The sequence below is a fragment of the Azospirillum sp. TSH100 genome, from assembly GCF_004923295.1.
Classification (GTDB): Bacteria; Pseudomonadota; Alphaproteobacteria; order Azospirillales; family Azospirillaceae; genus Azospirillum.
This window is the reverse complement of sequence record NZ_CP039634.1, coordinates 1856669-1879583: the sequence shown is the minus strand read 5'-3', so window position 1 is coordinate 1879583 and position 22915 is coordinate 1856669. Positions and strand designations below refer to the sequence as shown.

The 22915-nt window shown below is 68.0% G+C and carries 20 protein-coding genes; 6 read left to right on the top strand and 14 right to left on the bottom strand.

Features of this window, described 5'->3' with window-relative positions; genetic code table 11:
- Positions 1-9: 9 nt before the first annotated feature.
- The 3 genes from E6C72_RS08965 to cutA form a co-directional block, all read right to left on the bottom strand.
- A complete protein-coding gene (locus E6C72_RS08965) occupies positions 10-915 on the bottom strand; it encodes a LysR family transcriptional regulator (RefSeq protein WP_109086520.1) in 906 nt (301 codons plus the stop codon).
- Entirely contained in the window at positions 912-2150 is a 1239-nt protein-coding gene (gene glp, locus E6C72_RS08960) for a gephyrin-like molybdotransferase Glp (protein WP_109086519.1), read from the bottom strand. Before glp ends, E6C72_RS08965 begins: the two co-directional genes overlap by 4 nt.
- Before the next feature lie 138 nt (positions 2151-2288).
- Positions 2289-2633 carry a divalent-cation tolerance protein CutA gene (gene cutA, locus E6C72_RS08955; RefSeq protein WP_109086518.1) on the bottom strand — a complete coding sequence of 115 codons (345 nt, stop codon included), beginning with the start codon at positions 2631-2633 and terminating at the stop codon, positions 2289-2291.
- 126 nt (positions 2634-2759) lie between these two features.
- Here cutA and E6C72_RS08950 point away from each other — a divergent pair, with 126 nt between their 5' ends.
- Positions 2760-3077 (top strand): hypothetical protein, encoded by a 318-nt coding sequence (locus E6C72_RS08950; protein ID WP_109086517.1) that lies wholly within the window; start codon positions 2760-2762, stop codon positions 3075-3077.
- Between the two features lie 48 nt (positions 3078-3125).
- Here E6C72_RS08950 and E6C72_RS08945 read toward each other — a convergent pair whose 3' ends face one another.
- The 5 genes from E6C72_RS08945 to E6C72_RS08925 form a co-directional block, all read right to left on the bottom strand.
- Complete coding sequence (locus tag E6C72_RS08945) at positions 3126-4337, bottom strand: hybrid sensor histidine kinase/response regulator (RefSeq protein WP_109086516.1); 1212 nt, start codon at positions 4335-4337, stop codon at positions 3126-3128.
- 283 nt (positions 4338-4620) lie between these two features.
- Positions 4621-4833, bottom strand: coding sequence for a DUF1127 domain-containing protein (locus tag E6C72_RS08940; RefSeq protein WP_109086515.1), 213 nt, complete (start codon positions 4831-4833; stop codon positions 4621-4623).
- Positions 4834-5041: 208 nt separating this feature from the next.
- Positions 5042-6043, bottom strand: coding sequence for a class II fructose-bisphosphatase (glpX, locus tag E6C72_RS08935; protein ID WP_247875782.1), 1002 nt, complete (start codon positions 6041-6043; stop codon positions 5042-5044).
- Positions 6044-6109: 66 nt separating this feature from the next.
- Entirely contained in the window at positions 6110-7414 is a 1305-nt protein-coding gene (locus tag E6C72_RS08930; protein WP_109086513.1) for a homoserine dehydrogenase, read from the bottom strand.
- Positions 7414-8688 (bottom strand): LL-diaminopimelate aminotransferase, encoded by a 1275-nt coding sequence (locus E6C72_RS08925; RefSeq protein WP_109086512.1) that lies wholly within the window; start codon positions 8686-8688, stop codon positions 7414-7416. The genes E6C72_RS08930 and E6C72_RS08925 overlap by 1 nt, the downstream gene beginning before the upstream one ends.
- 340 nt (positions 8689-9028) lie before the next feature.
- Here E6C72_RS08925 and E6C72_RS08920 point away from each other — a divergent pair, with 340 nt between their 5' ends.
- Complete coding sequence (locus tag E6C72_RS08920) at positions 9029-11101, top strand: methyl-accepting chemotaxis protein (RefSeq protein WP_109086511.1); 2073 nt, start codon at positions 9029-9031, stop codon at positions 11099-11101.
- Positions 11102-11134: 33 nt separating this feature from the next.
- Here E6C72_RS08920 and E6C72_RS08915 read toward each other — a convergent pair whose 3' ends face one another.
- Positions 11135-12202: a response regulator gene (locus tag E6C72_RS08915; protein ID WP_109086510.1), complete on the bottom strand. Its 1068-nt coding sequence runs from the start codon at positions 12200-12202 to the stop codon at positions 11135-11137.
- A 168-nt stretch (positions 12203-12370) separates the two neighbouring features.
- Between E6C72_RS08915 and E6C72_RS08910 the strand changes: the two genes are divergently transcribed.
- The 3 genes from E6C72_RS08910 (at position 12371) to E6C72_RS08900 (ending at position 16389) form a co-directional block, all read left to right on the top strand.
- A complete protein-coding gene (locus E6C72_RS08910; protein ID WP_109086509.1) occupies positions 12371-12943 on the top strand; it encodes a peroxidase-related enzyme in 573 nt (190 codons plus the stop codon).
- Positions 12944-13015: 72 nt separating this feature from the next.
- Positions 13016-14767 carry a signal peptide peptidase SppA gene (gene sppA, locus E6C72_RS08905; protein ID WP_109086508.1) on the top strand — a complete coding sequence of 584 codons (1752 nt, stop codon included), beginning with the start codon at positions 13016-13018 and terminating at the stop codon, positions 14765-14767.
- A 65-nt stretch (positions 14768-14832) separates the two neighbouring features.
- Positions 14833-16389, top strand: a complete 1557-nt coding sequence (locus tag E6C72_RS08900) for an MDR family MFS transporter (RefSeq protein ID WP_109086507.1) — start codon at positions 14833-14835, stop codon at positions 16387-16389.
- Positions 16390-16414: 25 nt separating this feature from the next.
- Here E6C72_RS08900 and E6C72_RS08895 read toward each other — a convergent pair whose 3' ends face one another.
- The 5 genes from E6C72_RS08895 to E6C72_RS08875 all read right to left on the bottom strand — a co-directional run bounded on the left by E6C72_RS08895 (position 16415) and on the right by E6C72_RS08875 (position 22216).
- Entirely contained in the window at positions 16415-17503 is a 1089-nt protein-coding gene (locus E6C72_RS08895; protein ID WP_109086506.1) for an AI-2E family transporter, read from the bottom strand.
- Between the two features lie 250 nt (positions 17504-17753).
- Entirely contained in the window at positions 17754-19187 is a 1434-nt protein-coding gene (locus E6C72_RS08890) for a HAMP domain-containing sensor histidine kinase (RefSeq protein WP_109086505.1), read from the bottom strand.
- A 30-nt stretch (positions 19188-19217) separates the two neighbouring features.
- Positions 19218-19907, bottom strand: coding sequence for a response regulator transcription factor (locus E6C72_RS08885; protein WP_109086504.1), 690 nt, complete (start codon positions 19905-19907; stop codon positions 19218-19220).
- Positions 19908-20012: 105 nt separating this feature from the next.
- Positions 20013-21629, bottom strand: coding sequence for a DegQ family serine endoprotease (locus E6C72_RS08880; protein ID WP_109086503.1), 1617 nt, complete (start codon positions 21627-21629; stop codon positions 20013-20015).
- A gap of 167 nt (positions 21630-21796) precedes the next feature.
- On the bottom strand, positions 21797-22216 hold the full coding sequence (locus tag E6C72_RS08875; RefSeq protein ID WP_109086502.1) for a secondary thiamine-phosphate synthase enzyme YjbQ: 420 nt from the start codon (positions 22214-22216) through the stop codon (positions 21797-21799).
- 166 nt (positions 22217-22382) lie between these two features.
- Here E6C72_RS08875 and E6C72_RS08870 point away from each other — a divergent pair, with 166 nt between their 5' ends.
- A complete protein-coding gene (locus E6C72_RS08870) occupies positions 22383-22832 on the top strand; it encodes a CoxG family protein (protein ID WP_109086501.1) in 450 nt (149 codons plus the stop codon).
- Positions 22833-22915 lie beyond the last annotated feature (83 nt).

Below are 22915 nucleotides of genomic sequence, written 5' to 3'. Positions count from 1 at the left end.
CCACATCCGTCACGCGGAAGCCGGAGCCTGCCCGGCTTCCAGGGCGCTGCGCACGAACGCCCGTTCGGCGATGCTGCGGTAACGGTCGCGGTGCCGCAGCAGATGGAAGGGCCGGGCCGGCAGGTCCAGCCCCTCCAGCGCCACGATCCGTCCCGCCGCCAGATCCTCGGCGACGATCAGGTCCGACAGCACGCTCGCGCCCACCCCGGCGAGCAGCGCGGCGCGGATCACCCCGCCACCCGGCAAGGTCATCGCCACGTCCAGCCCGTCCGGCTCCAGCCCGACACCACGGATCGCCGCCTCGAACAGTGCCCGCGTGCCCGAGCCGGGTTCGCGCAGGATCCAGCGCCCGGCCGCCAGCACGTCGCGATCAACCCGGCCCAGCCCGGCCCACGGATGTCGGGCCCCGACCACCAGCCGCAGCCGGTCACCGTCGATCGGTTCGCTGACAAGCGCCGGATCCGTCACCACACCCTCGGCGATGCCGAGTTCGGCGCGGCCGTCACGCACCGCCTCGGCCACCTGCTCTGTGTTGCCGATCGACAGATCGACGCGGATCCCCGGATAGGCCTCGGCGAAGCGCAGCAGGCGCGGCCCCAGCCAGTGATTGCCGACCGTCTGGCTGGCCGCCAGCCGCAGCGCGCCGCGCGACAGGCCGGACAGCTCGGCCAGCATGGTGCCGGCCTCCTCCACCTTCGCCAGGATGGCGCGGGCCTGCCCGTGGAGCAGTTGCCCGGCGGCGGTCAGCTCCACCCGGCGGCCGATGCGGTCGAACAACCGCAGGCCATGTTCCGCCTCCAGGGCCGCGATGGCGGCGCTGACCGCCGGCTGGGACAGGTGCAGAACCTCCGCCGCCCGGGTGAAGTGCAGCATCTCCGCCACCGTGGCGAAGATACGCAACTGCTCCAGCGTCACGCGAACAGGCCGGTGAAGGGAAGGAAATCGACCAGATCGCCCGGCCGCACCGCAGTCGCCTCCGCCGGCATGTCGACCAGCCCGTCCGCCTCCACCATCGAGGTCAGCACGCCGGAGCTGTTGCTAGGGAACTTCACGGCAACCGGGCGGCCGTCGGCACCGCGCTCCAGCCGGGCGCGCAGAAACTCTCGGCGGCCGGGCTTTTTGGTGAAGCTGAAATCGGCGACCACCAGACTGCGCGGCGTGGCGATGCCGCTGGCCCCCGACAGGCGCAGCACCAGCGGCCGGCCGACCAGCAGGAAGGTGACCATCGCCGACACCGGGTTGCCGGGCAGCCCCAGGAAGGGCGTGTCGCCGACCCGGCCCAGCGCCAGCGGCTTGCCCGGCTTGATCGCCAGCGTCCACAAATCGATCGACCCCAGCGCGTTGACCGCCGCCTTGACATGGTCCTCCTCGCCGACCGACACGCCGCCACTGGTGACGATCAGGTCGGCTGTGCCGGCAGCCTCGGCCAGCGCGGCGCGGGTGGCGTCCGGCCGGTCGGGCAGGATGCCGAGATCGCGCACCTCCACTCCCAGCGCATCGAGCTGAGCGGCCAAGGTGTAGCGGTTGGCGTCATAGATGGCATGGTCGGGCTTGGGCGTCCCCGGTTCGCGCAGCTCGTCGCCGGTGGAGAACAGCACCACCGTCAGTCGCTTGCGCACGGTCAGGCCGCTGCGGCCGACCGCGGCGGCAAGCCCGACCTCCTGCGCGCGCAGGCGCTGGCCGGGGTGGAGCACCACGGCGCCGGCGGTCATGTCCTCCCCCGCCGGGCGGACGTTGGAACCGCGCTTCAGCGAGGCCGGAACCAGGACGGCGTCGCCGTCGGTCCGGCAATCCTCCTGCATCGCCACGGTGTCGGCGCCGGTCGGGATCGGCGCGCCGGTGAAGATGCGCACCGCCTTGCCTGCCGCGACCGCACCATCGAACCGGGAGCCGGCCGGCACCCGGCCGACGACCTCCAAACGCCGGAAGCCCTCCCCCGCCTCGGCGGCGAAGGCCCAGCCGTCCATGGCGGACACGTCGGCCGGCGGCACATTGACGGGCGCCACCACCTCCTCCGCCAGAACGCGGCCGAGCGCCTGGCGCAGCGGCACCTCCTCCGTCCCGGTCACCGCGCCATAGCCCCGCGCGACGCGCGCGACCGCCTCGTCCAGCGACAGGGGGATGGGGCCATGTGCGGAGCAATCGTCCATGATCTCGATGTCCTTGATGAATGGGCCGGGATGAATGGGCCGGAATCAGGGGGGCCGGCGGCCTTCCTAGAGACAAATGCAGCCCACGCCTTTGATCGGCGTCAAGACTCCGTTTCGATCTTCCCGCAATTCGGCGCCTCAGGCCGTCTCCGCCCGCAGCCAGTCCAGATAGGGCGGGTTGCCGCGTCCCACAGCCAGTTCGACAACGCAGGGCGTGTCGTAGCTGTGCAGGTCGCGCACGCGGGCGGTCAGCCGGTCGAACAGGGAGGATCGGGTCTTGGCGATCAGCACCGCCTCGTCGGCCTGCTCCACCGTACCGTTCCAGCGATAGACCGAGGTCATGCCGTCCAGCACGTTGGCGCAGGCGGCCAGCCGTTCCTCCACCAGACTGCGGCCGATGCGCAGGGCCTCCTCCTTCGAGCCGGCGGTGATGTAGGCGAGGACCAGATCGTCCGTGTCGGCATCGGGGCTGGTTTCCGGCATAGGGAAGACTCCCTCCTTTTCGATGCACCGTGCTGCGCTTTCGCGTAGGATGCCCGCACTTTGCCACAGCCCCCACCGGGGCCGGCAAGCCCTGTCCGATCCCGTACCGCAAGAGCAGCCCGTCCCATGGCCAAGCCCCGCCGTTCCTCGTCCCGCAGCACCCCGTCCGACGTCCAGGGGGCGTGGCTGCGCCGTGGCCTGGACCAGCCGGGCGGCAAGCTGCCGCTGTTCGACGAGCGCGGGCAGCGGGTGAAGAAGCCGACGGTGGAAGCCTGCCTGAAGGCTGGATGGGCGGAGCGTTGGTTCGACAACCCGCTGAAGCCGGACTGGCTTGTCTGCCGCCTGACGGAAGCCGGCCGCACCGCATTGGAAGCACACGGCCGCGGTGACGTCACCCCGGCCGACGAGGCGGAGGACGATGCGCGCCAGGGTGCGCTGATTTGAGAAACCGCCAAAGCGGAGCTGCTGCGCCGCTCCCTATTGTACCGCCCCTTATTGCGCCGCTTGGGCGACACCTTTATCGCGCTTGATCCGCAGTTGGCGGTCGACCTCTGCCTGGAGCTGGCGCGGGGTGACCGGCTTGTGCAAGACAGCGACGCCATGGGCCGAGGCATCGGCCAACGTGTCGGCTCCGGTCTCCCCGGTCAGGATCAGGGCTGGAACCTCCGCACCATAACGTCCGCGCACGCGGCGGATCACTTCGGTGCCGACCCTCCCCTCGCGCAGCCGGTAATCGGCGATGACGATGTCGGGCACCCGCCCCAGCGACTCCAGCCGGTCCATCGCCCGGTCGGCGCTGTCGGCGGCGACGACGCGGAAGCCCCATTCGGTGAGCACCGTCTGCAAGCCCAGCAGCACCACCGCGTCGTCATCGACCAGCACGGCCAGACGCGGCCGGTCGATCACCGGCGGCCGTTCCGGCCCCCCTGCCCGTCCAGCCAGGAAACGGGCCGGCGCCAGCGGCACCAGAACGCGGAAGGCCGAGCCCTGCCCCTGTACCGAGCGCACCTGCACCGGATGGTCGAGCAGTTGCGACAGCCGCCGGACGATGGCGAGCCCGAGGCCCAGCCCGCGCAGCCGGTCGCGCTCCGGGTTGCCGACCTGATGGAACTCTTCGAAGATGCGGTCGAGGTGTTCGGGGGGGATGCCAATGCCGGTGTCCTGCACCTCGATGGCCAAACGGTCGCCGTCTGGCCCGGCATCGATTCGGCAGCGGATGCGGATCGCCCCGGCCTCGGTATAGCGCAGCGCGTTGTCGACCAGATTGCGCAGCAACTGCATCAGCAGGCCGCGGTCACTGCGCAGCACCGCCTCGCAGCTCTCCACCCGCCAGACCAGCCCCTTGGCGGTCGCCTGTTCGCCATAGGCGGCGTCGAGTGCGTCGGTGATCTCGCCGACCTCGAAGGTGTCCAACACCGGCGTTACCACGCCGGCCTCCAGACGCGACACCTCCAGCAACCCGTCCAGCAGACCCTTCATGGTATCCAGCCCCTGGTCGAGGCGGGACAGCAGATCGCGGCCATTATGGTCGCCGACATGGCGGGCAAGTGCAGCGGACAGGAAGAACAGGGCCTGGAGGGGCTGGCGGAGGTCGTGGCTGGCGGCAGCGAGGAACTTGGATTTGGCGAGATTGGCGCGCTCGGCTTCCTCCCGGGCGGCATCGCGCTCCGCTTCCAGCGACTGAAGGCGATGAATGAGACTCATGCTTCGACCACGGCTCTCATGGAGGATGATGGGGTTCCCGAAGGCGCCCCGTTTCCATTTTTGAACAGAACCGGGGTTAATGTTAAACTGCATTAACCATAATCATGCTGCAGCGCGCAACCCCTCCCAGGCATATGTGCCGCATGGGCAGGGTCCATGAAGAAAAGGTTAAAGCAGGTTCATATGCGAAAGCCCCGGCAAATTTCCGGGGCTCTCCGCATTCGGGACTCGATTGGCGACCTTGTGCCAAACGCCGTGGGCAAACCTTTCGAGAGACCGTCGGTCAGAAACCGCGACGCACCGCGATGTGGATCTCACCGCGGGTCAGTCCGATGTCGGACAGTTCGGCGTCGGACATGTGGTTCAGCTCACTTTCCGCGCGGTAAAGTTCAACCCGCTCGCGAACCCAATGAACGACACGTTGAAAGAGGGTGCTTTCCTTTGTTCCGGCCGCAAACAATTCACCGGACGAAGACTGCATCGAAGAGTAGGCCATGTTGATCTCCTGCGCTTGGCGCCAATTACATGAGCCTATTTTGCCTTTTGCACCCGCGAAATCAATGGCAACCCCTCTGCGGCCCGGCGGCGGCAGACCTGCGCGAATTCGATAGAACCTTCGTAGGCAAATCAACGCGGGCACAAAAAAGCGCGCGGAGGTTTCCCTCCGCGCGCCTTTCGGAACAGTGGCTTGGCCGCTGCCTCGCTTACTTCACGCTGACTTTGCGCGACAGGTTGTGGTGCGCCTCGATGTAGCGGACCGTGCCCGACTTGGAGCGCATGATGACCGAGTGGGTGTAGGCGCCGCCGGGGAAGCGGCGGACGCCCTTCAGCATGGCGCCGTCGGTGACGCCGGTGGCGGCGAACATGACATTGCCGCGCGCCAGCTCATGCAGGCTGTACTTCTTGTCGAGATCGGTCACGCCCCACTTGGCGGCGCGGGCCTTCTCGTCGTCGTTGCGGAACAGCAGACGGCCCTGGAACTGACCGCCGATGCAGCGCAGCGCCGCGGCGGCCAGGACGCCTTCCGGCGCGCCGCCGGAACCGACATACATGTCGACACCGGTGCCGGCCTGGCTGGTGGCGATGACGCCCGACACGTCGCCGTCATTGATCAGCATGATGCGGGCGCCGGCTTCACGGACGCGGGCGATCAGCTCGGCATGGCGCGGACGGTTCAGGATGCAGACCAGCAGTTCCTGCACCTCGGTGCCCTTGGCCTTTGCCAGGGCCTTCAGGTTGTTGGCCGGGGTCTCGTCCAGATCGACGATGTTTTCCGGCAGGCCGGCGCCGACGGCGATCTTGTCCATGTAGACGTCGGGGGCGTTCAGGAAGCCGCCCTCCTCCGCCATGGCGATGACGGCCAGCGAGTTCGGGCCGCCGGTCGCGCAGATGGTGGTGCCTTCCAGCGGGTCGAGCGCGATGTCGACCTTCGGGCCGGAGCCGATGCCGGCGCCGACCTTCTCGCCGATGTACAGCATCGGGGCCTCGTCGCGCTCACCCTCGCCGATCACGACGGTGCCGTCGATGTAAAGGGTGTTGAGCGCCTGGCGCATGGCATCGACGGCGGCCTGGTCGGCCAGCTTCTCGTCGCCGCGGCCCATCAGCAGCGAGGCCGACAGGGCGGCGGCCTCGGTCACGCGGACGGCCTCCAGCGCGAGGTTGCGGTCCATGTGGGACAGGTCGACATGCGTAGACGGCGTAGACATCGTGTGCTCCCCCCGACTCTTCGGTCGTATCAGGCTGTGTTTGGTTATGGTGGGAAACGGTCCCGATCAGAACTGCTCGATCCGGATCATCCGCGGCGGCTCCAGCACGCTGTCACTGGCCGCGATGGTCGCGAGCGCGCGCTGCATGGCCGCCTCGTCGGTGTCGTGGGTGGTCAGGACAACCGGAACGCCTTCGCCCGGCGAGCGGCCACGCTGAAGGAACTGCTCCATGGAGACGTTCTGGTCACGCATCGCCGCTGCGATATCCGCTATCACACCGGGGCGGTCCACGACCATCAGGCGGACGTAGTACGACCCGCGGCGCGCTTCCATCGGCGAGGGGGTTGCCGCGCTCAGCCGATCGGCCGGAACGCCGAAGGTGGGCGTGGACCGCCCGCGGGCGATGTCGATCAGGTCGGCGACCACGGCGGACGCGGTCGGGCCGGCACCGGCGCCGCGGCCGACGAACAGCACCCGGTCGGCGAAATCGGCCTGCGCCACCACGGCATTGAACACGCCGTCCACCGACGCGATCGGTGCTGTCTTCGGCACCATGCAGGGATGCACACGCTGTTCGATGCCGGCATCGGTACGCCGGGCGATGCCCAGCAGCTTGATGCGGAAGCCCAACTGGTCGGCATAGTCGAAATCGACCGCCGAGACCTGCCGGATGCCCTCGATATAGACGGCGGAAAAATCGACCGGCGTGCCGAAAGCGACCGAAGCGAGGATCGCCAGCTTGTGCGCGGCATCGACACCGTCGATGTCGAAGCTGGGGTCGGCCTCGGCATAGCCGAGCGCCTGGGCGTCGGCCAGCACGTCGGCGAAGTCGCGGCCGGTGGTCCGCATCTCCGTCAGGATATAGTTGCAGGTGCCGTTCAGGATGCCATGGATTTCCGACACGGCATTGCCGGCCAGACCTTCACGCAGCCCCTTGATGATCGGAATCCCGCCGGCCACCGCCGCCTCGAAGGCGACGGTCAGACCGCCGGATTCCGCCTTCCGGGCGATCTCGGTGCCATGGACGGCCAGCAGCGCCTTGTTGGCGGTGACCACATGCTTGCCGGTCTCCAGCGCCGTGGCGACGGTGTCGCGCGCCGGGCCTTCCGACCCGCCGATCAGCTCCACCACCAGATCGGCGCCAGATTGGGCCGCCATGGCGACGGGATCGTCGAACCATTGGACCTTCGACAGATCGACGCCGCGGTCCTTGCCCTTCGACCGCGCACTGACCGCGACCACCTCGATCCGGCGGCCGCAGCGCTGTTCGATCAGCGAGCTTTGGGCGTCCAGCAGCTTCAGGACGCCGGCGCCGACCGTACCAAGGCCGGCGACGGCGATTTTCAGGGGGGCTTGCTGGGCGTTCGGCATCAGGCTTTCGCTTTCTCGGATTCCAGAAGGGCGGCGCGGGCCACCGGGTCCTTGCTCGCCGCAACGCCGCCGGCGTTGGAGCGGAAGAACTCCTTGATGTTGCGGGTCGCCTGGCGGATGCGGTGGACATTCTCCACCATCGCCAGACGGACATGGCCATCGCCGTATTCGCCGAAGCCGATGCCGGGCGCCACCGCGACTTCCGCCTGCTGCAGCAGCAGCTTGGAGAATTCCAGCGAGCCGAGATGGGCGAACTGCGGCGGGATCGGCGCCCAGGCGAACATCGACGCCTTCGGGCTCGGCACTTCCCAGCCGGCTGCGGCCAGCCCCTCGATCATCACGTCGCGGCGCTGCTTGTACATGTCGCGCACCTGCTGGACGCAGTCCTGCGGACCGTTCAGCGCGGCGGCGGCGGCGACCTGGATCGGCGTGAAGGCGCCATAGTCGAGGTACGACTTGATGCGGGCCAGTGCTGTGATCAGCGTCTTGTTGCCAGTGGCGAAGCCGATGCGCCAGCCGGCCATCGAATAGGTCTTCGACATCGAGGTGAATTCGACGGCGATCTCACGCGCTTCCGGGATCTCCAGGATCGACGGCGGCGGGTCGTTGTCGAAGAAGATCTCGGCATAGGCCAGATCGGACAGGATATAGATGCCGTGCTTGCGGCAGAACTCGACGATCGGGCGGTAGAAGTCCAGCCCCACCACCTCGGCCGTCGGGTTCGACGGATAGTTCAGCACCAGCGCCAGCGGCTTCGGCACGCTGTGGCGGACGGCGCGCTCCAGCATGATCATGAAGCTGTCGATGTCGGTCGACGCCCCGTTCTCCATGCCCACCGGCAGATGGCGCACCGAGGCGCCGGCCAGGATGAAGCCGAACGGATGGATCGGGTAGGACGGGTTCGGCACCAGGATGATGTCACCCGGGCTGGTGATCGCCTGGGCGAGATTGGCCAGACCTTCCTTCGAGCCGATGGTGACGATGCACTCGGTCTCGGGATCGACATCGACGTTGAAGCGGCGCTTGTAATAGGCGGCATGGGCCTTGCGCAGGCCGGGGATGCCGCGGGAATTCGAGTAGCGGTGCGTCTTCGGATCGCGCACGGCCTCGACCAGCTTGTCGACGATGTGCTGCGGGGTCGCCTGGTCGGGATTGCCCATGCCGAGGTCGATGATGTCAGCGCCATTAGCTCGGGCTCGCGCCTTCATCGCGTTGACTTCGGCGAAGACGTAGGGCGGCAGGCGCTTGATGCGATGGAATTCGGTGTTGGACATGGACGCTCCGGAAGACCGCTCCGGTCACGCCACGAACCCAAGAGACCTGCGGACCGGGACTGACGTTCTACCGCCCCGACGCGACGGAAGCGAGGCAAATTTCGCGTTGCAGGCCAATGCGGCCACGCTTGGCTCCCGATTGCCCGCCAAGGCTGCCCCCACCGAAGGATAACGCAATTCCCTCATTCATATTGCGGTCAAACCTAACTGTGTCTTAACCGATTAGCTTTCATACCCTCGCCCTTCGGGACGGTCCTTAGGCCCCTGATAACAATCCCTAGGTGCTGGCCCCAGGTGCTGGCCTTTGGTGCTGAACGGTCCTGCCGGGTGGAGAGATGACATGACTTCGCTTCTGAAGATTGCTGACGGCCTGCTCGGAAACATGCGTTTCACGCGGAAGATGGCGCTTGCCCTGTCGGTTCCGATGGCGGGCGTGATTGTGCTGTCATCGCTTCTGGTGTGGGAACAGGTCGAATCCAGCCGCCGGGCCGCCGATCTCGCCTCCGTCACTCGCCTGTCGGTGGACATGACGAGCCTGGTGCACGAGTTGCAAAAGGAACGCGGGTCCTCTTCGATCTTCCTCAGCGGCAAGCGGGACGACGACCGCCAGCGCATGCAGACCGTGCGGACCGTTTCCGACGCGCGGCTCGCCGATTTGAACCGGCAATTCGCCGACACCCGCATCCGCGATTCCCGGATGGCCGGGGCGATGGCGGGTGCCCGCGACGCATTGTCGCAGCTGGCCGGTCTGCGCACAGGCGTCGACGGCATGGCGCAATCCTCCCTGGAGGCCGTCGGGAACTACACCGCCATGATCCGCAAGCTGCTGGACGCCGCCGGACAGGCCCGATCCCTGTCAGACGACAGCGACCAGCTGCGCGCCGCCGATGCCATGGTCTCCCTGTCGGAGGCTAAGGAACGGCTGGGCCAGCAGCGCGCTGTCGGTGGCGGCGCCTTCCGCAAGGACAGCTTCCCCGCCGACGCGCATGAGCGCTTCATCGAACTGTCGGGCGAGTACAAGGCGCTGATGAGCGGCTTGAAGAACAAGCTGACGGCGGAGCAGGCACGCTACTATGACCAGACCGTCGCCGGACCGGCCGTCGCAGAGGTGGAGCGGATGCGGCGGATCGGGGTCGCCTCCGCCTATGGGGCCGGCAACCAGGGGGTCGATGCCGGAAAGTGGTTCGACACCATCACCACCACCATCGACATGCTGCGCAGCGTCGAGACCCACGTGGCCAACGACCTGATCGGTCTGGCCAGCCGCGACGCGCAGGATTCGATGAACCGGCTGATCGGGATGGCCGCCGGTCTGGCAATCCTGCTGGTGACGATGACGCTGATCGCGGTCCTCGTCGTCCGCAACATCACAAGGCCGATCGCCCGCCTGAACGGCGACATGGCGCGGCTGGAAGCCGGGGAGCGCGAGCTGACCATCCATGGCGCCGAGCGCGCCGACGAGCTTGGTGCCATGGCCCGCAGCCTGGACCAGTTCCGCCTCAGCCTCGCCGAGGCCGACCGGCTCGCCGCCGAACAGCAGCGGCACCAGGAGGAGCGCCTGCGCGAGGCCGAACGCCTTGAACGGCTGGTGACGGAGTTCGACCGTCATATCGAATCCGTCGCCGAGCAGCTGGCGGGGGCCGCCAGCGGCCTTCGCGGCAATGCCGAGCAGATGAGCCGCATCGCGTCGGACACCGAATCACATGTGCTCTCCGTCGCCCGTGCCTCGGAGGGAGCCTCCGACAACGTCCAGGCCGTCGCCGCCGCAACGGAAGAGCTGACCGCCTCCATCGCCGAGATCGGGCGGCAGATGGCCGGTTCCACCGAAATGGCGGAGCAGGCGGTCAGCGACGTCCGGCACACCGCCGACGTCATCGCCGATCTCAGCAATTCCGCCCAGCAGGTGGGGGACATCGTCCGGATGATCACCGACATCGCCAGCCAGACCAACCTGCTCGCCCTCAATGCCACGATCGAGGCCGCCCGTGCCGGCGATGCCGGCAAGGGTTTCGCCGTGGTGGCGCAGGAGGTGAAGCAGCTCGCCAACCAGACCGCCAAGGCGACGGAGGACATCACCGCCAAGGTGTCCGAAATTCAGTCGGCGACCAGCCACACCGTCACCGCGATCGGCGGCATCGGCACCATCGTCACCCACATCGAGGAGAACATCTCCGCGGTCGCCGCCGCGGTGGAGGAGCAGAACGCCGCCACCGCCGAAATCGGCCGCAACGTCCGTCAGGCCGCCGACGGCACCGATCAGGTCTCCCACAATGCCGCCCTTGTCGGTACCGAAGCCAGCCGGGCCGGCGCGATGGCGAAGGAAGTGCTGTCGATGGCCGACGCCCTGAAGCGGAACGCCGACGGCCTGCGCAGCGACGTCGCCGCCTTCATCGGGAAGATCCGGACGGCATGAGGGGGCGGGGCATTTCGACTTCCGGATGCCCACTCACCCCATTCCGGTCGCCTTGGCGTATTTCCGCTTCGCCACCTCCAGGGACGCCAGCAGTTGCTGGCCGGTGGCACCGCCGTCGCCGCTGACGCGGCCGGTCATCACCGCTTTGATCGCATCGACATGAGCCTTGAACAGCAGATGTTCATTGGCGGTCACCATGGTCAGGCCGCTGCGGGTGGCCTCGTAGAGCGATTTGGCGATGTGAGTGATCAGTGGATAGCCGAAGATGCCGCCCTGCCCCCGCATCTCGTGGGCGGAGCGGTTGACCTGGGCCAGCAGGCCGGGCACCGCCTCGGGCTCGCGCGGAAGGCGGTCGATGCGGCGGCCCATCTCCTCCACCTCCGCACCGATCCACACCGCATAGTCGCCGGCGCGGTTCAGGATCTCCTCCTCCGCGGCGGCCAGCACCTCCGGCGGCAGGGTCGGGACCGGATCGCGCGGGGCGAGGCCGACCTTGGCGCCCAGCCGGTTGGGCAGGTCGAAATAGATGACCGGGAAGCGGTCGATGCCCCGTGCCTTCGACGCGCTGTGCACGACCAGGATCTCGGACGGCGATGTCATCCGGCAATCCATCGCCACCGGCTTGTCGGCGCGGCGGCGGTCGGGACCGAAATAGCCTTTCGCCAGCACGAAGCGGCGCGGCCGGGCGATGGCGAACAGCAAGCGGCTGGCGATGGTTTGGGCGGAAAACGGCTTGGCGATGAAGTCGGTGGCGCCGAGATCACGCGCCTGTTCCACATAATGCCGGTCTGCCGCCCCCGACAGCATCAGCACCGGCAGGAACTTGTCGGGGCTCTTGGGACTGAAGCGGAGCCAGCGCAGCAGCATCAGCCCGTTCACCTCCGGCATCACCAGATCGGACAGGATCAGGTCGACCGGCGCGGTGCCCGGCGGCAGCGCCGCACGGCGCTCCTCCAGCCAGCGGACGGCGTCGGCGCCGCTCGCCACCCCCTCGACCCGGCCGATGCCGATCGTGCGCAGGGTCGCGGTCAGGACCGAGCGGATGAAGCCGCTGTCCTCCACCACCAGGACCGATAGAAGATCGAGCTTCGGCTGGGTCATCGCCCTCTGCTTCCCCAACCGGGCCATATCCGCGCATTCATGACCCACTTCTGGCACAGCCGGGCCCGATTGGCGAGCGACAAGCGGAACGGAAGACAAACCACGCGGTCGCGGTTACCCTCCCCCGGCCGTCAAGGCCCGAAAACAAGAATGACGAGGAATCACCCGATGCCGCAACCTGATCACGTCATGGCCCTGCCCCTGCCGGAAACGCCGGATCTCGACCCCGACATGCAGGCGCTGTTCGACAAGTGCGTGGAAAAGCTGGGCTTCGTGCCCAACGTGCTTCAGGCCTACAGCCTGCGGCCGAAGAAACTGCGTAACTTCGCGATGCTCTACAACGAACTGATGCTGGGTGAGAGCGGCCTCAGCAAGCTTGAGCGCGAGATGATCGCGGTGGTCGTCTCCTCAGCCAACCATTGCTATTACTGTCTGGTCGCCCATGGGCAGGCGGTGCGCAAACTGTCCGGTGATCCGGAACTGGGCGAGATGCTGGTCGCCAATCACCGCGTCGCCCCGCTGGAAGCGCGCCAGCGCGCCATGCTCGACTTCGCCTGGAAGCTGACCAAGGAACCGATGTCGGTGGGCGAGCCCGACCGCGAGGCGCTGCGCGCCGTCGGCTTCAGCGCGGAGGACATCTTCGACATTGCCGACACGGTCGGCTTCTACAACATGTCCAACCGCGTGGCGACCGCGGTGGACATGATGCCGAACCGCGAGTACCACAGCCAGGACCGTTAAGGGCGGGACCGTCAAGGATCGGATATTCCCGGTCTTTCGTCGGTGCAGTCGAGGCCACACAGGGTAGGAATCATGGCGATCGTCCGTTTCTTCGTCCGACTGTTCGCGCTCATCGGCCTGCTGCTGGTGGTGGGAGCGGTGACGGTGGTGGTGCTGGCGGTCCGTCATGAACCCACCCTGCCCGACGCGGTGGTGCTGGAACTCGACCTGACCAAACCGCTGGCGGAGAGCGACGACGGCAAGATCGGCAGCCTGTTCGAGCACCAGGCCACGCTGCGTGAGGTGCTAGACGCGCTGGACGGCGGCCGGCGCGATCCGAAGGTGAAGGGCGTGCTGGCCCGTTTCGGCGACGACAGCATCGGCTTCGCCCAGACGCAGGAACTGCGCGCCGCCATCGAGCGCTTCCGCGCATCAGGACGCTTCGCCGTCGCCTTCGCCGAGGAATATGGTGGGGCCGGCGCCGGCAACCGCTCCTACCTGCTGGCCAGCGCCTTCGACGAGGTCTGGCTGCAGCCGCTGGGCACACTGGGCATCACCGGCCTGTCGGCGGAGCTGCCCTTCGCCCGCGACGCCTTCGACCTGCTGGGCGTACAGCCCAGCTTCGCCCAGCGCGAGGAATACAAGAGCTTCGCCGAGACCTTCACCAAGTCCGGCATGACCCCGGCCAACCGCGAGATGATGGAGGCTCTGGTCGCCGACCTCGGCAACCAGCTGGTCGACGGCATCGCCAAGAGCCGACGCCTCGCCCCCGCCACGGTGCGCACCGCCATGGACAAGGCGCCGCTGCTGAGCAAGGAGGCGCTGGACCAGAAGTTCGTCGACCGGCTCGGCTATGCCGACGAGGCGCGGGACGAGGCGCTGAAACGGGCGGGCGCCGGGGCGGAGACGGTGAAGCCGGCCGACTACCTGTCGGTCGCCGGCGGCCCCAACGACAGCGGACCGACCATCGCCCTGATCCACGCCGTCGGCACCATCACCGGCGGCGAGAGCGGCAAGCCGACGCCGATGGGCGTGTCGGCCGGATCGGAAACAATCGTCAAGGCCATCGAGGAGGCCGCCGAGGATCCGGACGTGCGCGCCATCCTGTTCCGCATCGACAGCGGCGGCGGGGCGGTATCGGCCTCGGAAGCCATCCGGCGGGCGCTGGTCAAGGCGCGGCAGAGCGGCAAGCCGGTGATCGCCAGCATGGGCGACACCGCCGCGTCCGGCGGCTATTGGATCGCGCTGGCAGCAGACCGCATCGTCGCCTCCCCTGCCACCGTCACCGGCTCCATCGGCGTCGTCGCCGGCAAATTCGCCATCGGCGGCCTGACCGACAAGCTGGGCATACATTGGGACGGGGTACGGGGAGCCCGGAACGCCGGCATGTGGTCGCCGCTGCGCCCGTTCGACGACAGTGAATCCGAACGGCTGAACGCCATCATAGACGACACCTACGCCAACTTCCTCCAGCGCGTCGCCGAGGCCCGGCGGATGACGCCGGAACAGGCGCGCGGCATCGCCAAGGGCCGCGTCTGGACCGGCGCCCAGGCCCGCGAACTCGGCCTCGTCGACGATCTTGGCGGCCAGGAGCAGGCGCTGACCCTCGCCCGCACCGCCGCCGGCCTGTCCGCCGACGCCCCGGTGACGCTGGCGCCCTACCCGCCGCCGAAATCGGTGACTGACCAGATCCTGGATCTGGTGTCCCGAAAGGGCGAGTTGGTGGGCGCCCTTGCCGCCGTGGCGGAACTGCGCCCGCTGCTGGCCCAGCTCCGCCCGCTGCTCGCCGCGACGCAGGGCGAAGGCGTGCAGGCCCGCATGCCGTCGATGTCGCTCGGGCGTTGAAAGGCACGAGCCTGAACGAAATCCCCTGCCCGGTTCAAAGACCTCAACGTCCGAGACGCCTGACCATGACCGAGACCGCCGCCCACCCTGCTCAGCCCGATCAGGCCCCTACCGTCTTCACCCATCAGGAGATCCTGCGGGTTTTCAGCGGAGTGGCGCTGGCGATGCTGATGGCGGCCATGGACCAGACCATCGTGGCCACTGCGCTGCCGACGATGGCGAGCCAGTTCGGCGGGCTGGAGATGCTGCCCTGGGTGGTCACCGCCTATCTGCTGACCTCCACCACCACGACGCCGATCTACGGCAAGCTGTCGGACCTCTATGGCCGCAAGCGCGTGCTGCAGACGGCGATCCTGCTGTTCCTGGTCGGCTCCGTGCTGTGCGCAGCGGCGCAGAGCATGACCCAGCTGATCCTGTTCCGAGGCTTGCAGGGGCTGGGCGGCGGCGGGCTGATGTCGCTGGCCTTCACCATCATCGGCGACGTGGTGGCCCCGCGCGAGCGCGGGCGCTACCAGGGCATGATCGGCGGCGTCTTCGCGCTGGCCAGCGTCGCCGGACCGCTGCTGGGCGGTATCTTCACCGAAACCATCGGCTGGCACTGGATTTTCCTGATCAACCTGCCGCTGGGCATCGCAGCCTTCGCCATGACCCGCCGCACCCTGTCGCGCCTGCCCGCCGGCCGGGTCAGGCCGCGCATCGATCTGGCGGGGGCGGCGCTGCTGACCGGGGCCGTGACCAGCCTGCTGATCGTCGCCACCCGCGGTGAAGCCATGGGCTGGGGCAGCCCGGCGGCGCTCGGCCTGTTGGCTGGCGGCCTCGTCATGCTCCTCGTCTTCCTGTGGCACGAGCGCCGGATCGAGGAGCCGATCCTGCCGCTGCACCTGTTCCGCCGCCCGGTGGTGGCGGTGGCGACACCGGTGGTCGCCGTTTCGGCGATGGTGCTGTTCGCCGGGATCGTCTATCTGCCGCTGCATCTCCAGCTGGTGCAGGGAACCAGCGCCACGGTGTCGGGCCTGTTGCTCCTGCCGCTGGTGCTGGGCATGACCGTCGGTTCGGTCGGTGGCGGCCGGCTTATCGCGAAGACCGGGCGCTACAAGGCTTTCCCGCTGGCCGGTCTGGCGCTGTCGGGCGTGATGTATGCGCTGCTCGGCACCCTGCCGGCACTGGCGGCGGACGGTCTGTGGTCGACGCTGATCCTGGTGCCGCTCGGCATGGGGCTGGGGCTGGTGATGCCGGTGATGACCGTCGCCGTGCAGAATGCGGTGGACCAGCGCGACCTCGGAGCCGCCACCGCCTCGGTCGGCTTTTTCCGCTCGCTCGGCGGTTCGGTCGGCGTCGCCGTGTTCGGCGCCGTCTTCAACGCCGTGGTGTCGGAGCGGCTGGAAGGTGCAGGCCTGTCGGGCCGAGCCGTTCTGGAGCATGGCGCCGCCGCCCTCGCCAGCCTGCCCGCCGCCGCCCGCGGCGGAGTGGTGGCGACGCTGGAGCATGGCTTCGCCACCCTGTTCCTGCTGGCCGCCGCGCTGGCGGTCGTCTCCTTCGCCATGACCCTGTTCCTGAAGGAACTGCCGCTGCGCTCCGCCAATCCCGGCCGGCCGAAAACCGCGCCGGCAGCGGAAGGCTGATAAGATCGGGCTGAGCAGCCAGCCGTCAGGAATGATCGCTGGGGAAGTGCCTGGGCTGCCCCAGCTTGTCCTCGATGTAGAGCAGGTTGACCAGCACCAGGACGACCACGGCGATCGGCGTCGCCAGGAACATGCCCATGATGCCGAACAGCACGCCGCCGGCGGCAATGGCCCCGATGGTGACCACCGGCGGCAGGTCGACAACCCGTTTCTGCAACAGCGGCGTGATCAGATTCCCCTCCACCTGCTGGATGACCAGATAGAGCCCGGCGACCCACAGCGCATCCTGCGGCGACTGGGCGAAGCCGATCAGAATCGCCGGCACCGCCGCCAGAAAGGGGCCGACCAGCGGGATGAACTCCAGCAAACCGGCGACGATGCCGAGCGCCAGCGCCGACGGGATGCCGAGCAGCCAGAGCCCGACCCCGATCATCGTACCCACCGCCGCCATCGCCACCAGCTGGCCGATCAGCCATTTCCACAGGCTGTCGCCGGCGACCTCCATCACCTCGCAGGCCCGCTTCTGCCCGCGCGGCGGGACCAGCAGGACCACGCCGCGCTGATACACCCCCGGCGACGCCGCCAGATAGAGCGCGGCGAACATCACCACCACCGCGTCGCCGACGACATAGACGAGGCCGGAGGCAAAGCTGCTCAGCTGGTTCATCCAGGGCCATTCCTTGCCCTGCTCCATGATGCGCTCGCGCCAGCCGTCGGGCAGCATGCCCATCGCCCTGGTCACCTGCTCCTGCAACTGGCCGAGTTGTGCCGCCATTGAGGTGCCCATCAGCCAGATTCCGCCGCCGACCAGCAGAATCAGAACCAGCAGCACGATGGCCAGCGACCAGCCATGGCCCAACCCGCTCCCCCGCTTCACATAGCCGGTCAGCCGCTGCAACAGGATGGCGAACAGCACGCCGGTGAAGATCAGCAGCAGCGTGCCGGAAATCCGCCACAGGAAGATGCCCAGCGCCGCCACCCCGGCGACGATCAGCACTTTCCAGGTGAAGACCGCCAGTTCGCCGCGCCCGGCTCTGGCCGGCGGTTCGCTCTGCGTCGCCCCGCCGCCGGGTATGGCGGCATGATAGGCGGTGGGCCGGCTGGATGTCGCCATCTCTTCAAACTCCCGCACTCGCGGCCACCGGACGGGCGGCTCCGGGGGAGGAACGCCCCAAGTCCGCAGACGTTGCGGACCTTCGGCAGGCTAGGCCGTCGGCGGTAGTCCGAAGATCGGTATGGAAAATGCTCAGATCCACCCCATATCGGTCATGACGCCAAGGAGTCATTCTCGCTGATGTCACTTCAAGAGCCCGCCCACCGGCGGGCTTTTTTTTGCCCATCACTCTTGGACCGCGACGCCCCCCTCAGCGGCGCGCCTCCGGCGGGAAAACCAGACTGACTTTCAATCCCGGCTGATTGTCGCTCAACTCCAGCTTTGCGCCATGCAGCGTCGCCACCGCATCGACAAGGCTCAATCCCAGCCCGTTGCCAGGCGAGGCGCGGGCGGTGTCCAGCCTGACGAAACGTTGCAGCACCTTGTCGCGCATTTCGGGCGGAATGCCGGGCCCGCTGTCGCCGACCTCGATGCAGGCGGCGCGGCCGGGAGCCGGACCGTCGAGGACCAGCGTGATGGTGCCGCGATCCGGCGTGTATTTGATCGCATTGTCCAGCAGGTTAGACACCACCTGGGCCAGAAGCTGGCCGTTGCCATGCACCACCGGCTTGCCGCGGATATCGACCGACAGCCGCTGCCCCCGCTCGTCCGCCACCGGTTCGTAGAGGTCGGCGGCCAGTTCCACCACTTCGGCCAGATCGACCGGCACGAAATCCTGCCGCTTGGCCCCTGACTCCGCCTCTGCGATCGACAGCAGGGCGGTGAAGGTGGCGAGCAGCCGGTCGGCCTCCACGATGGTGTCCTGCAAGACGGTCCGGTAGACTTCCGGGTCCTCCGTCTCATGCAGCAAAGCCAGCTCGATGCGGGAACGCAGGCGGGTCAGCGGCGTGCGCAGGTCGTGGGCGACGCTGTCGGTCACCTGCCGCATGCCGGTCATCAGCCGTTCGATGCGGTCCAGCATGGCATTGAGGTTGCCGGCCAGCCGGTCCATTTCGTCACCGCCGCCGAAACGCGGCACGCGGTCGCTCAGATCGCCGCTCATGATCTGGCGGGTGGTGCGGTTGATCGCCTCGATCCGCCGCATGGCGCCACGGCTCATCAACAGCCCGCCACCCAGCCCCAGCAGGGCGGTCGCCCCCAGGATCCAGCCCAGCGAACGGAACATCCGGGTGCGCAGCTGGTCGATCTCGCTCATGTCGCGGCCGACCAGCAGGCGGAACTGCCCCGGCAGCGTGAAGGTCACGGCCTGAGCGGTGGAGGGGCGGTCGTTGACACCACCATAATCGGCGACCTTGAAATGGGTCCAGCCGCTGGCGTTCGGCACCGCAGCCGGCCAGCCCGACAGGTTGCCGGCGAGGATCACCCCGGCTGCCGTCGTCAGCAGATAAATCGAATTGTTGTTCGCCACCGCGCTGCGCGTCCGCACCACGTCGACGAGGCCGGGCAGCCCATAGTTGTGGTAATGATCCTGCAGGCCGGCGACCTCCAGCGCGATGGTCTCACCGATCTCCTGCTCCAGGAATCCCGCCGTTGTGCGGTAGACGACGCCAAGAATCAGCCCGACCGACAGGACGAACATCGCCAGATAGAGCAGCGCCAGCCGGAACGCCGTGGCCCGCACCAGCCGCGACCCGGCGGCGACGAAGCCGTGCAGGCCGCTGGCGGCCGCGCCATCATGCTTCATTGGGCATGCTTCATAAGTCACGCAACTCCATCAAGCCCCTTGCGTCTCCGCCGCACGCAGGCTGTAGCCGGCGCCGCGCACGGTGTGGATCAGGGGTGTGGGAAAGTCCTTGTCGATCTTCTGGCGCAAACGGGCGATGTGCACGTCGATCACGTTTGTCTGCGGATCGAAATGATAGTCCCAGACATTCTCCAGCATCATGGTGCGGGTGACCACGCTGCCGGCGTTGCGCATCAGATATTCCAGCAGCGAGAACTCGCGCGGCAGCAGGTCGATGGGCTTGCCGGACCGCTTGACGCTGCGCGACAGCAGGTCCAGTTCCAGATCGCCCACCGACAGACGGGTCTGCGGCTGGGCGGCACCCCGCCGGCGCACCAGCACCTCGATCCGGGCCAGCAGCTCGGAGAAGGCGAAAGGCTTTGTCAGGTAATCGTCGCCGCCGGCCTTCAGCCCCTTCACCCGGTCGTCGACGCTGCCCAGCGCCGACAGGAACAGCACCGGCGTGTCATTGCCGGCCGCACGCAACACCTGGACCAGCGACAGACCGTCGCGTCCCGGCAGCATGCGGTCGACGATCATCACGTCGTAATGCTCGGCTCCGGCCAGAAACAGGCCGTCCTTCCCGTCGTTGGCGACGTCCACCACATGGCCGGCCTCCTTCAGCCCCTTCGCGAGGTAGCTGGCGGCCTGACGATCATCTTCGATGACGAGAATCTTCATGAGCACGAGTGTAGCCTCCCAAAACAGCCCGGCCAAGCACGAGGGTGTCGTGCCCGGCCGGACTTCCCGTCACTCACCGTCCCGTTGCTCGGGCGACGCGTTGCCTCAAGCCTTCAGCTTCAGCGCGACGAAGGACTCGTTGCCCTGCCGGTTGATCAGCATCAGCAGTGCCTTCTGCCCCGCCTTCTCGGCCTCCGTCACCTGACGACGGACGTCGGCCGGGCTCTTCACCTCGGTGTCGCCAACCCGCTCGATCACGTCGCCGGGACGGACCGGCACGTCGACGCTGGAGGACAGCCCGGTCACCACCACGCCCTGCACATCCTCGCCGATGCCCAGCCGCTTGCGCGCCGCCCGGTCCAGCGGGGCGAGCTTCAGCCCCTTCACCGGCGCCACCTCCTCATGCTCGGCGGAACCCTTGCCGGTGTCGCTGTCGGCCGACGCCATCTGCTGCTGTTCGGACAGACGGTCGATGCGCACCGGCACCGTCTTCTCCCGGCCGTCGCGCAGGATCTTCAGCTCCACCGTGTCGCCGGCCTTGGTATCGGCGACATGGCGGGTCAGGTCGCGCAGGTTGTTGACCGGCTTGCCGGCATAGGACAGCACGACGTCGCCCTGATGCAGGCCGGCACGCTGGGCCGGACTGTCGGCGGTCACCTCGGCCACCAGGGCGCCCTTGGCGCCGGGCAGCCCCACGCTGTCGGCGATGTCCGGAGTCACCTCCTGGATCTTCACGCCGAGCCAGCCGCGCTCGACCTTGCCGTTCTCCTTCAACTGGGCCACCACCTCCTTGGCGAGGTTGGACGGAATGGCGAATCCGATGCCGACCGAGCCGCCGTTGGGCGAGTAGATGGCGGTGTTGATGCCGATCACCCGGCCACTGAGGTCGAAGGTCGGACCACCCGAATTACCACGGTTGATGGCGGCATCGAGCTGGAAGTAGTCGTCGTAGGGACCGCTGTGGATGTCGCGGCCGCGGGCCGAGACGATGCCCTTGGTGACGGTGCCGCCCAGCCCGAACGGGTTGCCGACCGCCATCACCCAGTCGCCGACGCGCGTCTTGTCGCTGTCCGCCCAGTCGACCGAGGGCAGCGGCTTGTCCGACTTCACCTTCAGCAGGGCGAGATCGGTCTTGGCGTCGCGGCCGATCAGCTTCGCCGGCATGGCGGTGCCGTCCTGCAGGGTGACGGTGATCTCGCTGGCGCCGTCGATGACGTGGTTGTTGGTCACGACATAGCCGGCCGGATCGATGATGAAGCCGGAGCCAAGCGCCCCGGTCTTGCCGCGCGGCCCCTGGTCCTGATCCTGGTCGCCGTCCGGCCCCCCGTTGGGTCCGCCATTCCGGCCCATCTGGTCCTGGAACTGGCGGAAGAACTCCTCGAACGGGGTGCCGGGCGGGAAGCCGGGGATGGCCGGACCGCGTTGGGTCCGGGTTTCGGCCTTGGCCTCCTGGGTGGCGGCGATGTTGACCACGGCCGGGCTGACCTTGGCCGCGAGGTCGGCGAAGCTGGCCGGCGTGTCCTGCACCATGGAAACGGCTGGGGAAACGGCCGGTGCCGTGGCGTTCTGCTGTGCCTGCGACGCCGCCCATCCGGCCAGCGCCGGAGCCGTCAGCACCGTAGAGCCCAGGAGCAGGGCGGCGACGGTCCGGCGGAGGCGACCCGAACGCCCGATCTCGCGCTGGGGCTTCGACTGCGAATTGGCGGGAGGAAGGGTGGTCATGACGGCGACACTCCAATCAGGCGATTCCGACTGTGGGGAGGTGGTGCCGGAAATCCGACCGCGCAGCACCTCACCGCTGTTGTCCCCAACATAGGAACCGCCCCTTGACCGCCGCCTTGCGACCGGATGAAAGAAATTTCAGGCTCGCGGCATGTCAGGCCGCCGCCCTACTCCCCGATCAGATGCAGCGCAATCTCGCGCCGGTGCGGCCGGGCGCGGTGCTCGAACAGGTAGATCCCCTGCCAGGTGCCCAGCGCCGGCTCCCCCTCCATCAGCGGAATCGACAGACTGACGCCGGTAAGGGCCGAGCGGATGTGCGCTGGCATGTCGTCCGGTCCCTCGGTGGTGTGGGCATAGAGCGACGGATCCTCCGCAACCAGACGGCGGAAGAAGCGCAGCAGGTCTGCCTGCACATCGGGGTCGGCATTCTCCTGGATGGTCAGCGATGCCGAGGTGTGGCGGCAGAACACCGTCAGCAGCCCGGTCTCCATTCCCTGATCCGTCACCCAGCGCCGCACCGGGGCGGTCACCTCGACCAGCCCGGCGCCGCGGGTGGGGACGGTCAGCGTCGTGGCGGCTTGTCGCATAGGGGTCGCTCTCCTTCGGTTTTCGTCGGCGGATTTCGCTGGCTTGGTTCCGGCGCCAAGCAATACCAGATGTCTTTGCCCGGAATGTCCCCGCCCGGACGGGCGTGCCCGCATGGATCCGCAAGGCACGCTGTTGTAGCGGGACGACAAAGGAGGAAGACAGCGCATGGATATCACCGGCATCCACAGCGTTCCCGGACCGCGCGACCGCGTGTTCGCGGCACTCTGCGACCCGGCGGTGCTGATGCGCTGCATCCCCGTGCTGGAAGAGATGGAACGCCTGTCGGCCACTGACTATGCCGCGCGGGTGCGCACCACTCTCGGCCCGATGAAGGCGCGTTTTTCCGGCCGGCTGCGGTTGGAGCCGGAGGATGGCGCCCACCGCTACCGGTTGATCGCCCAGGGCAGTGGCGGGCTGGCCGGCGCGGTGAAGGGCGAGGCCCTGGTTGTGCTGGAGGAGGAGGACGGTCGCACCCGGCTGACCTACAGCCTGTCGGTGGCGCTGGGCGGGGCCGTCGGGCGGCTGGCGGTGAAGCTGGTGCAGGCCAAGACCGACCGCGTGCTCGCCAACTTCTTTGAACGCTTCGCTGACGAGGTCGACGCCCGCATCGAGTGATGCGGCGCAATGCCGCAGGCCAAATGGCGGCGCAGCGTCTTTCGCGGATGCAGCATCATGGGTCAGGATATCCGGCGTCGCGG